At 59.9% G+C, this 14,489-nt stretch carries 10 protein-coding genes, 1 pseudogene and 1 riboswitch; all 11 genes and pseudogenes read left to right on the top strand.

Features of this window, described 5'->3' with window-relative positions; translation table 11 throughout:
- The gene (folB, locus tag HMPREF9163_RS00345; protein ID WP_009439621.1) at positions 1 to 369 is read left to right on the top strand and encodes a dihydroneopterin aldolase; all 369 of its coding nucleotides are present in this window, start codon (positions 1 to 3) and stop codon (positions 367 to 369) included.
- On the top strand, positions 366 to 1,334 hold the full coding sequence (gene folK, locus HMPREF9163_RS00340) for a 2-amino-4-hydroxy-6-hydroxymethyldihydropteridine diphosphokinase (protein WP_009439620.1): 969 nt from the start codon (positions 366 to 368) through the stop codon (positions 1,332 to 1,334). The genes folB and folK overlap by 4 nt, the downstream gene beginning before the upstream one ends.
- 1 nt (position 1,335) lies before the next feature.
- A complete protein-coding gene (locus HMPREF9163_RS00335) occupies positions 1,336 to 2,031 on the top strand; it encodes a uracil-DNA glycosylase (protein WP_009439619.1) in 696 nt (231 codons plus the stop codon).
- 27 nt (positions 2,032 to 2,058) lie between these two features.
- A complete protein-coding gene (gene msrB / locus HMPREF9163_RS00330; protein ID WP_037345444.1) occupies positions 2,059 to 3,186 on the top strand; it encodes a peptide-methionine (R)-S-oxide reductase MsrB in 1,128 nt (375 codons plus the stop codon).
- A 102-nt stretch (positions 3,187 to 3,288) separates the two neighbouring features.
- Positions 3,289 to 3,503, top strand: a riboswitch (cobalamin riboswitch).
- A gap of 187 nt (positions 3,504 to 3,690) precedes the next feature.
- The gene (locus HMPREF9163_RS00325) at positions 3,691 to 5,619 is read left to right on the top strand and encodes a TonB-dependent siderophore receptor (protein ID WP_037345441.1); all 1,929 of its coding nucleotides are present in this window, start codon (positions 3,691 to 3,693) and stop codon (positions 5,617 to 5,619) included.
- Positions 5,609 to 6,574 (top strand): ABC transporter substrate-binding protein, encoded by a 966-nt coding sequence (locus tag HMPREF9163_RS00320; RefSeq protein ID WP_009439616.1) that lies wholly within the window; start codon positions 5,609 to 5,611, stop codon positions 6,572 to 6,574. Before HMPREF9163_RS00325 ends, HMPREF9163_RS00320 begins: the two co-directional genes overlap by 11 nt.
- Positions 6,575 to 6,584: 10 nt before the next feature.
- Positions 6,585 to 7,610 (top strand): radical SAM protein, encoded by a 1,026-nt coding sequence (locus HMPREF9163_RS00315; RefSeq protein WP_037345479.1) that lies wholly within the window; start codon positions 6,585 to 6,587, stop codon positions 7,608 to 7,610.
- Between the two features lie 17 nt (positions 7,611 to 7,627).
- Positions 7,628 to 8,656: an ATP-binding protein gene (locus HMPREF9163_RS00310; protein ID WP_009439614.1), complete on the top strand. Its 1,029-nt coding sequence runs from the start codon at positions 7,628 to 7,630 to the stop codon at positions 8,654 to 8,656.
- A gap of 31 nt (positions 8,657 to 8,687) precedes the next feature.
- The gene (locus tag HMPREF9163_RS00305; RefSeq protein ID WP_009439613.1) at positions 8,688 to 10,565 is read left to right on the top strand and encodes a VWA domain-containing protein; all 1,878 of its coding nucleotides are present in this window, start codon (positions 8,688 to 8,690) and stop codon (positions 10,563 to 10,565) included.
- Positions 10,566 to 10,587: 22 nt separating this feature from the next.
- A complete protein-coding gene (gene cobN, locus HMPREF9163_RS00300) occupies positions 10,588 to 14,271 on the top strand; it encodes a cobaltochelatase subunit CobN (RefSeq protein ID WP_009439612.1) in 3,684 nt (1,227 codons plus the stop codon).
- Positions 14,268 to 14,489 (top strand): annotated as a pseudogene (locus HMPREF9163_RS12250) (ABC transporter substrate-binding protein); the annotation flags it as partial. The gene cobN and the pseudogene HMPREF9163_RS12250, both read left to right, overlap by 4 nt.

Below are 14,489 nucleotides of genomic sequence, written 5' to 3'. Positions count from 1 at the left end.
ATGGACAAAATTTTTTTGCGCGGCATGACATTTGCGGCGGCACACGGCGTATTGCCGCATGAGCACGGCGTGCGTCAGCGTTTCATCGTGGATGCGGAGCTCCTGCTCGATCTGCATGGCGCGGGCATGCACGACAGTCTTGCGGAGACGGTGAACTATGCCGAGGTCTATGAGATTGTGCGCAAGACCATCGAGGGCGAGACGAAGAAGCTGATCGAATCGCTTGCCGAGGACATCGCGGGCAGGGTGCTCGCGGCATTCTCCACGATTCAGAGCATCCGTATTACCGTACACAAGCCGGCGGCGCCGATTCCGGGGATATTTTCGGACGTGGGCGTCTCCATCACGCGGGAGCGCGAAGAGACGTGAGACGGACTGCCTATATTGGGCTCGGGGCAAATCTCGGCGATCGCGGGGAGACGATGCGCGCGGCATTGCGGCGCGTGGCGGAGCTTCCTTCTGTAAATGTGGAGCGAGTCTCTGCGTTCTACGAAACGCCGCCGTGGGGCAAGACCGATCAGCCACCCTTTCTGAATGCGGCGGCGCGCATTGTGTTTGACGGTACGCCGTATGAACTCCTTGCCGATCTCCAACGGATTGAGCAGGAGCTTGGGCGCGTCCGTCATGAGCACTGGGGTGCGCGCACGATCGACCTCGACATCCTGCATATCGAGGGGCTGACCTGTGCGGAGGAGCGTCTGATCCTGCCGCATCCCTATCTGACGCAGCGTGCCTTTGTGCTCGTTCCGCTCCATGAGATTGCGCCCGCGCTCCGCATTCATAAAAAATTCATCGCCTCATATTATGATGAAATCGACCGTACGGGCATCGTACGTGTCCCCGAGCTCTCCGTACCGTATCCGCTCATGCTCATGGCTGCATGCGACGAGGCAGGCGGTATCGGACGAAACGGACAGCTGCTCACGCACTGTGCGGAAGATATGGCACATTTTCGCGAGACGACGATGGGCGGCATTGTCATCATGGGGCGGCGCACGATGGAGAGTCTGCCGGGGCGGCAGCCACTCACAGGGCGGGAGAATATCGTTCTCTCGCGGACGCTTATGCGGGCGGATGGCTTTCATATTGTGCACGATCTTGCGGCGTTGTGGACGCTGCTCGGACGGCTCGTGTATGATGCGGAGCGTCTGATCTTTGCAATTGGCGGCGAGGAATGCTATCGTCTGCTCCTGCCCTATGTGCATCGCGCGTATGTGACGCGTCTTGCGGGCACGTATGTGGCGGATGTCTTTTTGCCGTCGCTGACGGACTTTGTGCGTACAGGATGTCGGCGCAGAGAAGACTGTATTTTTGAAATTTACGAGAGAGTTTAGCATGGCAAAGGAAATCTTTCACAACGACTGGCAGGAACTTCTCGCTGATGAAATGGCACAGCCCTACTATCGGGAGCTGCGGGAGTTCCTGATCGGCGAGTACCGCACGCGGCGCGTGTACCCCGATATGTTTGCGATCTTCAATGCGCTGCACTACACGAGCTTTGCGGATACGAAGGTCGTTATTCTCGGACAGGATCCGTATCATGGGGACGGACAGGCGCATGGACTGTCGTTCTCCGTGCAGGTCGGCATCGATCCGCCGCCGTCGCTGCTCAACATCTACAAGGAACTGCAGGATGATCTCAGCATTGCACTGCCTTCGCATGGCTGCCTCATTCCGTGGGCGAAGCAGGGCGTGCTCCTGCTGAACACCGTGCTCACCGTGCGCGCGCACTCCGCAGCGTCTCATGCGGGGCACGGATGGGAGCGGTTCACCGATCACATCATCCGCCTCCTCGGAGCACGCGAGCGTCCGCTCGCTTTCATCCTCTGGGGCAGTCCCGCACGCCGCAAGCGCAGCCTCATCACGAATCCACGCCACCTCATCGTCGAGTCGCCGCATCCAAGCCCCCTCTCGGCGCATCGCGGCTTCTTCGGCAGCCACCCCTTCTCGCGCGTTAACGATTTTCTCGTGCAGGCGGGCGAGACGCCGATCAACTGGCAGCTGCCGCCGGCGGGAGAGATTGAGGCGTAATATTGATACATACATAGGAGAAATATCATGAAAATCCCATCGTTACAAAACATCTGCGCGCTTGGTCTTGTCGCCTGTCTCGGCGGCTGCGGTTCGCCTGCAGTATCCTCGGCGGAGATGCCGCACGAGATCGTGCAGGAGCATATGCCGACGGACGGTCAGAAGGAAATCTATCTCGCGGGTGGCTGCTTCTGGGGGACAGAGCTGTATACGAGCCTTGTGTACGGCGTCGTCTCGGCGGAGAGCGGCTATGCGAACGGTGCAACTGCGCATCCGTCCTACCGCGAGGTATGCAGCGGCAGCGGTCATGCGGAGACGGTGCATATCGTCTACGATCCGCGGAAGGTCAGCCTCGATGAACTCCTCACGGCATTCTATGACTCCATCGACCCGACGGCAAAGGATCGGCAGGGCAACGACATCGGGCGGCAGTACCGTTCAGGCATTTACTACGTGCCAAATGCGGATGGAGCGGAGAGTCACGATGCCGCTGTGATTCGCTCCTCGCTCGAGGCTCTGCAGCAGCGCATTGGAAAGCCAATCGCGATAGAGATGGGGCCGATTGTGAATTTCTACCGTGCCGAGGACGATCATCAGGAATACCTCGTGAAGCACCCGAATGGCTACTGTCACATCTCGCCTGCACTCATCGCGCAGATGCGTGAAAAACGCGCGGCGGCAGAGCGGGCAGCGGAGGCGAAACCCATGCGCACATTTGCAAAACCATCGGACGAGGAGCTGAAGGCACGCCTGACGGGAATGCAGTATGCCGTCACGCAGCAGAAGGCGACAGAGCCTGCCTTCCGCAACGAATACGATCACGAATTCCGTGAGGGCATTTACTGTGACATCACGACGGGTGAGCCGCTCTTCATCTCTGCGGATAAATACGACTCGGGGTGCGGCTGGCCAGCATTCTCGCGCCCCATCGACAGCAGCCTTATCGCCGCACATGAGGATCGCTCCTACGGCATGGTGCGCACGGAGGTCACGGCGGCGGGCAGCGGCGCGCATCTCGGGCATGTCTTTGACGACGGCCCTGCCGCGACGGGCGGTCTGCGCTACTGCATCAACAGCGCCTCTCTGCGCTTCATCCCAAAGGAGGACATGGAGGCAGAGGGGTACGGCGACTATCTCTATCTGCTGGAAAAATAAATTTGAAAAAGTACTGGGATGTGAGAGAATTCGTAAAATATCTTTTTCTCGTATTGACAAGTACTTCTTCCAATGTTATCTTTACCAAAGCCTTACGAAAACTTTATAGGAATTGGATCAGGTACTTTGTGTTTAATAGAAAATCCGGTAAGGAGTCATCACCACAAGCCGGAGCGGTCCCGCCACTGTATCAGTGAGCAAGCCTGCATGGAAATGCGCTGTTATTTCCGAGAACGTCACTGGGGGAGTTCCCTTGGGAAGGCGCAGGTCTGCGATGAACTGGAGCCAGGAGAACTGCCTGATTGACAATCGCCGTTTGACCTGCGAGTGATGGGGATGGGGATTTGCGTGCTGTTACGCCGCTTTGAGCCCCTTTGATTGAGAGCCTATGAGCCCTTTTCTGCTGTTGCAGGAAGGGGCTTTTCGTTTTCCTCTATACCTAAAAGTTTTCAAAATATGATTATGGTGCATGGAGAGCACTTCACAAGAAAGGTGACAAAGGATATGACAAGAGAGAAGAAGTGGACACTAGCGGTGCTTGCGGCATTTGCGGGAGTAAGTTTTGTTGGAACGGCATACGCTGCGGAGCAGACGTCAAACGAGCAGGGAGATGCGCACGCGCTCGCCGATACTGTTGTGACAGCACAACGACGCGAGAAGCGTGATCTCGATACGCCGGCAACAACAACGATCATCATGGCGAAGGAGATTGAAAAGGCGGGCTATCGCAACGTCTTCGAGGCGATCGATCAGCAGATTGGTTCGACGAGTACATCTTACGGCGATGCGGGGCAGGATTTCGGCTTAGCCGCAGGCCGTATTACACTTCGTGGCTATGACCGCGGTACGCTCGTCATGGTGAACGGCGTTCCAATGAACCTCAAGAACTATCCGAGTACAGAGAACATCCCTGCATCAATGGTTGAGCGCATCGAGATCGTCAATGGTGCAGCATCGACACTTTATGGTGCCGAGGCAATGGGCGGTGTCGTCAATATCATTCTGAAGCAGCCAAAGCCGGAAGAATCAGAGTTCCAACTCAGCCAAACCGTCGGAAATTATTTCAAGAAAAGTGAGGCAACCTATACAGGTGACCGTATTATCGTGGATGTGAGCCGCGAATGGTCGAAGGATCTCCCGCACTCCAACGGGTTTGGCATTGATAAGATTTCCTGGGTTGACTGGTGGGTCGGCAAGGGAAAAAAGAGCCGTGTTGGCGTGATTGCGCAGCTGACAGATGAACTCTCCCTCAACTACAATTATATGGAGGGAGATATTACACGTGGCGGGGTTCAATACAAGAAATCAGGGAATAGTCTTGTTCCGACGGGGACGAAGTACAACTACCGCTACAATGACCTCCGCCATACGGCAAGTCTTGTATATCAGGGCAAAGATAATGGAATTCATGCTGTTCTTGGATACAACTATCGCAAGGTAGATGGTTTTGATTATCTTGCAAACAAGAAGACAGACGGCAATGCGACGATGGATGGGCAAATCCTCGATGTACAGAAGACTTGGAAAATGGGAAACGGCTCCATGGTGTTGGGGTATTCCTATAAGCGTGAGGCGATTGATAAACCTGCGAAGAAGCGTACTGCCGTCCGTACAGGGAACTCCCTTTATGCCTCGTACAGCAAGCAGTTTACGCCGCAGTTTAACTTTACACTCGGTCTGCGGGGGGAGTTCATCAATGACCCCGAGGAAGATCAGCGCGTCCTGATGCCTCAGTTCCAGACAGAGTATAAATTTGACCGCAATACGGCGTGGTACATCAACATCGGTAAGGCGTTCCAGATGCCGACCGTGGATGACAGCTTCAGTTATAAGAATTTCAATCCGACCGGCTTAAAACCTGAGAGCGGCTGGACCTATGAGACAGGCGTCAAGATTCGGCGTGGAAACGATACGTGGAAAGCCGCAGTTTACCATATGGATATGAAGAATAAGATCGGATGGCGGCTTGATACAGCGACCAACCAGCACTATGCGGTCAATACGGGACAGTTCCGTAATACGGGGATTGAGCTTGAGTATGCGAAACGGTTTAATGATACATGGAGTCTGACACTGGGCGGCAGCGTTTCCAATCCGGAGATACAGAATCCGAACGGGACGAATAAGGCTTGGATCCAGGATGCTGCGCGTCTCCAAGGTCTTGTGCGTCTCGACTATCAGATGGCAAAATGGCAGGGAAATCTGAACCTCAAATATCTTGGTGATCGTGAGTACATTGCGCAAAGCTTCGGCGCTGCGCAGGATGTGCCCGATAAGATTCAGCTCAATATGAACCTGATCTACACGGCGGGCAAAGACGATGTGGTCTCTCTCGGCATCTACAATCTGCTGAACCGTGAGAACTACTCCAACCGTTACGGCAACCTCGATCTCGGGCGCAACTTCCGCCTGACCTATACGCATGCGTTCTAATGTGCAGCTCTGTACGCTTTTCCTGTTCCTCCTTGCAGCCGGTATTCTTTCCGGCTGTGCGGGGGAGGGGCAGAATGCGGCAGAGCCATCTGTGTTTTATCGCGGAACGGATGGCATGGGGGTGGAGGTCGTCCTGCGGGAAAAGCCGCAGCGCGTCGTCTCGCTTGGCCTTGCGACGGATGAGATCCTGCTCGCCATTGCACCGCCCGAGCAGATTGCAGCACTCACTGCCTATGCGGATGATCCCGGACTCTCCTCCATGACGGAGGCGGCAAAGGCGGTTCCCGTGAAACTCAAAGATCGGAGTCCGGAGCGCGTCCTTGCACTTCATCCCGATCTCGTCTTTACCACGGACGGTGTGCCGAAGGAGCTCGTGGAGAGCCTGCGTGATCTTGGGCTGACGGTCTATGCCTCGCGCACGCCGAAGCGTGTCGAGGGGATCTTTACGCGCATTGAGGAGGTTGGCAGGCTCGTCGGACAGGAGGAGAATGCCGCAGCACTCATCGCCGAAAAGCGCGCGCGCCTCGCGGATGTGGAGCGCCGTGTTGGGGACATCCCCGAGGCGGAGCGCCCCATCGTCGTCGCGTTTGCGTTCAGTGGCGTGTTCGGGCAGAAGGACGGGCTCTTTGACGATATGTGCCGCCATGCCTCGCTGCGTAACGGTGCCGCAATGGTCGGGCTGACAGCAGATACACCCGTCTCAATGGAGCAGATTGTCGCGCTCGATCCCGATGTTTTTCTGCTGCCGACATGGAGTGCAGAGGGGGAAAAGACGGAGGAGTTCCGTGCGAAGCTCCGCAGTGACCCTCTGTTCATGCATGTGAAGGCGGTGCGGGAGAATCATCTCTACGCCGTGCCCGATACCTACCGCTACAGCGCGGGGCAGAATGCGATCGAGTGCGTCTATGAGCTGGCGCGCGCGGTGTACCCCGAGCGCTTTGCAGACGTGAAGTAGGGCGATGAAGATGAATCCGCTGCGCATGATGGTGCTGAGCCTCACGGGGTCATGCAATCTCGCATGCCGCTATTGCTATGCATCGGAGCAGGATGCGCGTACGATGACATGGGACACGGCGCGACGGGCGATTGATCTTGCAGCAACAGGCAACGCGCCGTTCCTCCTCCAGTTCTCGGGCGGCGAGCCGCTGCTCGCACTGCCGCTCCTCGTGCAGATTGCGGACTATGTTCGTGGGAATCGCATACGGGCGCACATGGATATTCAGACGAACGGGACGCTCATCTCGGATGAGGCTGCGGATTTTCTCCGCGATGTGGGCATTGGTGTCGGCGTCAGCCTCGACGGCAGACCCGATGCGCACGATGCGCTCCGCTGCTTTCCCGACGGGCGCGGGACTTCCTCTGCTGTGATTGCAGGGATTCAGCGTCTCGCGGAGCGCGGGAAGGAAATTGGCCTGACCACAGTCGTCACAGCTGAGAATGTGACGGATCTTCCCGGCGTCATCGAGATAGCATACTATCTCGGCAATGTGCGCAGAGTTGGCTTTGACCTTCTGCGCGGACAGGGGCGCGGTGTCAGTGTGAGACCTGCGCGGGAGGAAGATGTTGCCCTTGCGATGGAGCGCGTCTTTGCTCTGTGCAGGAAGCTCGAGCGGCTTACCGGTCGACACATTGTCATTGCACAGGCAGAGCAGGCAGCATGTCTTGCTCATCGTGTCGACGGCGGCTTCTCGCACTGCCACGCAATGAGTGGCGTGGGCATTCATGTCGATGCGCTTGGGCGTATCTATGCGTGCTCCTCCTTGGTCGGCGATGAACGCTTTTTGCTCGGCGATGTCGTGCACGGCATTGACGCGCGTCGGCAGGAAGAACTATCACATGAAATGCAACGGGCGATGGCATTTTGCCGCACCTGTATGGATTTCCTCCGCTGCGGCGGCGCGTGCTATGCGCGTATGGCAGGAGAGAATGCCATCTGCACGGCGGAGTGCGCGCTCAAGCGCGCGGCGATCAAGGAAGCCACATCTAATTAACAACAAGGACTACACGAATGAAAACGAAAGCAATATACCCGTTTACGGCGATTGTCGGACAGGAGGAGATGAAGACTGCGCTCCTCCTCAGTATCATCATGCCCACGCTTGGGGGCGTGCTGATCAAGGGGGAGAAGGGCACGGCGAAATCCACCGCCGTGCGTGCCGCTGCGGCGCTCCTGCCCTATCTTCACGCAGTGCGGGGCTGTGCCTGTCACTGCGATCCGTCCGTCCCCGAGCTCTACTGTGATGCCTGTTGCCGGCGCGCGGCGGAGGGATCGATTACCGCAGAGGAGATGCCGATGCGCGTGGTGGAGCTTCCCGTCAGTGCGACCGAGGATCGCGTGGTCGGGACGCTCGACATGGAGGCGGCGATTCAGCACGGGCGCAAGGAGTTCGAGCCGGGCATTCTGGCGGCGGCGAACCGCAATATCCTCTATGTGGATGAGATCAATCTGCTCGAGGATCACATTGTGGACATTCTCCTCGACTCTGCAGCAATGGGCGTGAATACCGTCGAGCGCGAGGGGATTTCCTATGCACATCCCGCGCGCTTCGTACTCGTCGGTACGATGAATCCCGAGGAGGGAGACATCCGCCCGCAGCTGCTCGACCGCTTTGCGCTCTCGGTTACGGTTGCGGGGGAGGCTGCCCCTGAGACCCGCGTCGAGGTCATCCGTCGTCGAATCGCCTACGAGCGCGATCCCGATGCCTTTACCGCCGCTTACACAGGGGCGCAGGAGAAGCTGCGCGCGCAGATTATCGAAGCGCGTGACCGTATCGCCTCTGTGGAGGTGCCGGATGCCGCGCTTGATCTGGCGGCGCAGATCTCGCTTGCGCTTGGCGTCGACGGGCATCGTGCCGACATCACGCTCATCAAGGCGGGGATTGCACACGCCGCGCTCGTGGGGCGCACGACGGTCACGGCCGAGGACTTGCAGCGCGTGAGCCGCCTCGTTCTCGCGCATCGTCTGCGCCGCCGCCCCTTCGAGGAGGGAGCGGCCGATTGGAGCGCCGTGGATGCGATTCTGGGAGAGGCTACATGAGCACCGACACGGAGGAAAAATCTTGCATACGATGCATTTCCCGCTGACTGCCATTGTCGGGCAGGAACATGTGAAGCGCGCTCTCATGGCGGCGCTTGTCAATCCGCGCGCGGGTGGTCTCCTGATCTCGGGCACGCGCGGCACGGCGAAGTCCGTGCTCGTTCGTGCGGCGACTCCCTTTACGCAGACGGGGCGCATTGTGGAGCTCCCGCTCGGTGCGTCCGAGGATATGGTCTTCGGGACGATTGATGTGGAGGCGGCTCTGCAGCACGGCATGCGCCGTCTGCGCCGTGGGATTCTGCATCGTGCCCGCAATACCGTGCTCTACATGGACGAGGTCAATCTCCTGCGCGAGGATCTGCTTGCCGCCGTACTCCGCTGTGCAGCGGACGGACTGCTTCGCCTCGAGCGCGACGGGCTTTCGTATGCCGAGGCCGTTTCCTATACGCCGATCGGCACGATGGATCCCGCAGAGGGGGCGCTTCGTCTTGCGCTCTTGGATTCCTTCGGCATGTTTGCGGCGATGGACGAGGAGCAGGATGCAGCCCTGCGGAGTGAGATCGTGGCGCGCGTTCTTGCCTATGAGCGCGATCCTCTGGCATTCTGTTCTGCCTATGCCGCGCAGGAGGGGGAACTTTTGGAGCAGATTCGCAATGCGCGCAATCGTCTGCCTGCAGTTGAGGCGCCGTCTGCGATCCTGCACTTTGCAGCGGCATGTGTCCTGCGTGCGCGCTGCGCGGGCAATCATGCGGAGATTTATTTGATTGAAGCAGCGCGCGCCTTTGCGGCGCTTGCGGGACGGGACTATGTACTGCCCGCAGACGTGGAGGAGGCGGCGGCGTTTATACTCGTGCACCGCATGAGCCGCTCGAGTGAGGAGGAGCAGCCGCACGTACCGCAGGAAAATCCCTCGCCACAGGAAAATCGTGAGGGTGATGATCTGCCCGATGTCTCCGCGCCCTCCTCGTCGGAGGCCGGGAGCGGAGCGGGGGCCTCGGAGACGCAGCAGGAGGGAGAGGACGCGGGTGCGTCCTCCGAGGAGATGCCGAGCGCCGATGATGAGCGTGTCGCTGCGCCGCTTGAAAATGTCATGGCGAGCCTCTCACTCCTCCATATGAAGATGCGCGTGCAGGGCGGCAAGAGCGGCAGGCGGGACATTGTGCAGCTGCGCACGGCGGGCGGACGCTGTCTGCGCACGGAGCTGCCGCATGGCGACGCGCATCCTGACCTTGCCCTCGCGGCAACCCTGCGCGCAGCTGCGCCGCATCAGCGCCGCCGCAGGGGGACACAGGCGGTCGTGATCCGCGCGGAGGATGTGCGCGTCTGGGTGCGTGCGCAGCGCTCGGCGGCAAACATCCTCTTCCTTGTCGATGCCAGCGGCTCGATGGGGGCACGCGAGCGCATGCGCACGGTCAAGGGCGTGATCCTCGCCCTCCTGCAGGAGGCGTATCAAAAGCGCGACCGCGTGGGGCTCATCGCCTTTCGGCGTGAGCGTGCGGAGACATTGCTGCCGATGACGCGTAGCGTGGAGCTTGCGGAGAAGCTACTGCGCGACCTGCCAACGGGCGGGCGCACGCCGCTCGCCGAGGGGCTTGCCCATGCATGGAAGACTGTGCGCGAGCTCGAGCATAGAGGTGCAGAGAAGACTGTGCTCATCCTGATTACGGATGGGCGTACAAATCCCGTGCGCAATGGGGGTGATGCCGTGCAGCGCGCGCTGCGTGCGGCGCAGGAGCTCGCGGGGACGGATGCGCTCACGCTTGTACTCGACACGGAGCGCGCCATACCACGCGTCGGCATTGCACCCGAGATCGCGCGGCGCATGAGGGCGCGCTATTACACCTTGGAGCAGCTGACGGCAGAGGGCGTGCTCGAGATTGTTCGCACATCGCGCAGAATGCAGGAGTAACCCTGCAGCAAAGGAGCAGAAGATGAAGATTGCAGCCTATACGAATATCCTGCGCGTTCGCGTGCTCGCGCGCCGTTGCGCCGCACAGCTGAAAGATCCTGCGGTATCCGTGTGTCCAGCAGACGGGGTGGCTGACTGGGAGCAGGTGCGCGCGGAGGCGGATCTGCATCTCTTCCTCTGGATGGGGACGGGGCTGGACAATGCCTTTTTGAAAAAGGCTTCGCACTTCCTTCGGCAGCGCCGCATTCCGCATCTGATCGTCGTGGACAATGCAGAGCATGACAAGGTGAGCTGCGGCTTTTCCGAGGAGCAGATTCAGACGGCGTGGTCATACTTTCGTTATGACGGCGAGGAGAATATGCGGAATCTCTTCCTCTGGCTCGGTGCCTTGTTTGGCGGCCTCTCCGTGCAGGCGGAGCCGCCTGTTCCACTCGCGTGGAACGGCGTCTATCATCCGGACTGGGTAGGGAATCCCGAGGATGCGGCGGGCTATCTCGCCGCGCACTACGATGCGGGGCGCCCGACCGTTGGCGTGATCTTCTACCGCTCGGAGTGGATTACGGGGGACTTCACCTATCATGCGGCGCTCGTCCGCGCCATCGAAGCGGCGGGGATGAATGCGATCGTCGTTTTCTCGAACTCGTATCGCGACGAGCGCATGGAGTCTCCGACGCTGATGGATGCGATCAGGAAATATTTCTGCCCGCACGGGCAGTGCATTGTCGACGTGATCGTCAGCACGATGAAGTTTTCGATCAAGGCGGGCGGCACGCGTATCGAGGAGCTCTATGCTCTTGGCGTCCCCATCCTCGAGGCGTATACGGTGCTCGCACCGAAGGAGGAGTGGGAGCGTTCTCCTGCGGGTCTCGACCCGATGGAGGTCTCGATGAGCGTCGCAATGCCCGAGTTCGACGGCGTGATCCACGCGGTTCCACTCGCAGCGAAGGTGCGCGACGAGAGCGGAGAGGTCTGCTACGCGGCACTCGATGAGCGCATGGAACGCATCGCCCGAAAGGCGCGGAAATGGGCGGTGCTGCGCCGCAAATCGAATGCGGAGAAGAAAATCGCCGTCATCTTTCACAACTATCCGCCGACGAATGCGAACATCGGCAGCGCGGCGGGGCTCGACTCGCCCGAGAGCGTGCTCCGCCTGCTGACGGCGATGCGGGCGGCGGGCTATGTGATCGACGAGATTCCCAAGAGCAGCAAGGCGTTTATGAAGCTACTGACGGATCACGCGACGAACGACCGCCGCTTTATGAGTACACAGCAGGCAAGAGATGCCGACGGACATCTGACGGCGGAGCAGTATCGCGCATTTTTCAAAGAGCTGCCCGACAGGGTGCGCGCACAGCTCGAAAAGGACTGGGGGGATGCGCCCGGCGATGTGTTCAACTACGACGGAACGCTCCTCATCCCCGGCACGCTGAACGGTAATCTCTTCATCACGGTGCAGCCGCCGCGCGGCTTCGGCGAGGATCCCGGAAAGCTCCTGCATTCGCCCGATGCTGCGCCCACGCATCACTATATCGGGTACTATCACTGGCTGCGTGATATCTGGCGGGCGGACGCCGTCATCCACGTCGGGACGCATGGCTCTCTCGAGTGGCTGCCGGGCAAGGGGACGGGGCTCTCGAATGCCTGCTATCCCGATGTGTCGCTCGGCGATCTGCCCGACATCTATCCCTATTGGATCACGATTGTTGGGGAGGGGCTTCAGGCAAAGCGGCGTGGGGCAGCGTGTCTCATCAGCCACCTCTCGCCGCCGATGGAGCTGGCGGGCGGCTTTGAGGAACTGGGGGAGCTCGAGCAGGCGCTCGATGAATACGTCCACTTCCGCGCGTCCCAGCCCGACAATCTCGAGGCGGCAGAGGCACTTGTGCGCGAGAAGGCTGCCGCATGTCATTTCGAGGGGGAAATCGACGAAGGGGAGGATTTCTCCGATTACGCTGCTGCGCTTCACAACTATGTGACAGACATCAAGAACATGCAGATCCGCACGGGACTGCACATCCTCGGACGTGCGCCCGAGGGCGAGCGCCTCATCGACTTCGTGTGCGCCCTTGTTCGCATGGAACACGGCGGGGAGGACTCGCTCGTACGCCTTATCGCCGCGCAGGCGGGCTATGACTATGAGGAGCTCTTGACACACAGCGAGCGCATGACGGCGGACGGCATGACCTACGGCAGGAAGCTTGATGCGATCGAGTCGGAGATGCGGGCGATCATTTCCTTTCTTGCGGAGCGTGATTATACGACGGAGGTTGCGGAGGCGGCGACGGCGCTGCCCGTTATCGCTACTGCTCCGGCGGAGAGCCGTGCGGCGTTTTCGCATGCGCTGCGTGAGATTACAGAGAACATCGTTCCACGTCTGCAGAAGACGGAGCAGGAGATCACGGGAACGCTGCGGGCGCTCACGGGAAAATACATCGAGCCGAGCCCTGCGGGTGCACCGACCACAAACGGCACCGACGTGCTGCCGACGGGGCGGAATTTCTACGGCCTCGACCCGCGCTGCATGCCGACGCCCGCTGCATGGGAGTACGGCAGGCAGCTGGGTGACGCCCTCATCGAGCAGTACATCAGCGACGAGGGGCATTACCCTGAGGCGGTCGGCATTGTATTCTGGGCGGGCTCGAATATGCGCAGTCACGGGCAGTGCATTGCCGAGCTCTTCTACCTCATGGGCGTGCGCCCGATCTGGCGGCCTCCCTCGCAGCGCGTATGCGCGCTTGAGGTGATTCCCCTCGCAGAGCTGAAACGTCCGCGCATCGACGTGACCGCGCGCATCAGCGGCTTGTTCCGCGATGCTGTTCCGAATGCAGTGCATTGGGTGGATGAGGCGGTGCGCATGGTGCGCGATCTCGACGAGAGCGATGAGGAGAACTATGTGCGCAAGCACGTTCTTGCAGATGCCGCGTGGCTCGAGGAGCAGGGCGAGGCGCAGGAGAGCGCGTGGGAGCGTGCCTCTGTGCGCATCTTTGGTGATCCGCCCGGAGCCTATGGCGCGGGCATCGGAGATCTCCTCGAGTCAAAGGCGTGGGAGACGCTGGATGATCTGGCTGCGGTCTATACACGCTTTTCGGGCACGGCATACGGCGGCGACGGCCTCGCACGCGGCTATGATCCCGATGTCTTTCAGCGGCGCATGGCGGGGCTCGATGTCACTGTGAAGAACGAGGACACGCGTGAGACGCATATGTTCAGCTCGGATGACTACAACGCGTATCACGGCGGCATGATTGCGACTGTGCGGGCGCTGACGGGCAAGGCGCCGCGCTCCTACACGGGCGACTCGAGTGATCGTCAGCGCATTGTGCTGCGCAGCGTGGACGAGGAGGCGGCGCGCCTCTTTCGTGGAGAGGCAATGAATCCGAAGTTCATCGAGGGGATGAAGGCGCACGGCTACAAGGGTGCCTCTGACCTCGCGAACTACCTCGCGCACAGCTATCAATGGGACGCGACAAGCGCCGTGATGAAGGACTGGATGTACGAGGGCTATGCGCGCAAATACGTGCTCGACGCGGGGATGCAGGAGTGGATGCAGGATGTCAATCCGTGGGCGCTTCACCGCATGGCGGAGACTCTGCTCGAGGCGCAGCAGCGCGGGTTGTGGAATGCCTCCGAGGAAACGCTCGCGGAGCTGCGCAGCCTCTATCTCTCCATCGAAGGCGATCTCGAAGAACGAGCGGAGGGCGCACAATGAAGATGAACACGATATACACCGCTTTTCTTGCGGCGCTCCTCTCCATCCTGCTTCTCAGCGGCTGCATTGACCTCTCCCGGAATCAGGCGGGCGGCTACGAGGTCACGGATGTGGAGGGCACGGTCGTCAAAATCCCGCACAAGCCGCAGCGCATCCTGACGGTCAGTGCAGGCACGGACGAGCTGATGCTCGGCCTCGTCGAGCCGGAGCGCATGGCG

It is taken from the genome of Selenomonas sp. oral taxon 138 str. F0429 (genome assembly GCF_000318175.2).
Lineage (GTDB): Bacteria > Bacillota > Negativicutes > Selenomonadales > Selenomonadaceae > Centipeda > Centipeda timonae.
The sequence above is the reverse complement of the archived record's forward strand: the minus strand, read 5'-3'. Positions and strand labels throughout refer to the sequence as shown.

Coding starts and splice junctions, on each gene's coding strand:
- msrB (WP_037345444.1), top strand. CDS start 2,059: ATGAAAATCCCATCGTTACAAAACATCTGCGCGCTTGGTCTTGTCGCC.
- HMPREF9163_RS00315 (WP_037345479.1), top strand. CDS start 6,585: ATGAATCCGCTGCGCATGATGGTGCTGAGCCTCACGGGGTCATGCAAT.
- HMPREF9163_RS00310 (WP_009439614.1), top strand. CDS start 7,628: ATGAAAACGAAAGCAATATACCCGTTTACGGCGATTGTCGGACAGGAG.
- HMPREF9163_RS00320 (WP_009439616.1), top strand. CDS start 5,609: ATGCGTTCTAATGTGCAGCTCTGTACGCTTTTCCTGTTCCTCCTTGCA.
- HMPREF9163_RS00325 (WP_037345441.1), top strand. CDS start 3,691: ATGACAAGAGAGAAGAAGTGGACACTAGCGGTGCTTGCGGCATTTGCG.
- HMPREF9163_RS00335 (WP_009439619.1), top strand. CDS start 1,336: ATGGCAAAGGAAATCTTTCACAACGACTGGCAGGAACTTCTCGCTGAT.
- folB (WP_009439621.1), top strand. CDS start 1: ATGGACAAAATTTTTTTGCGCGGCATGACATTTGCGGCGGCACACGGC.
- HMPREF9163_RS00305 (WP_009439613.1), top strand. CDS start 8,688: ATGCATTTCCCGCTGACTGCCATTGTCGGGCAGGAACATGTGAAGCGC.
- cobN (WP_009439612.1), top strand. CDS start 10,588: ATGAAGATTGCAGCCTATACGAATATCCTGCGCGTTCGCGTGCTCGCG.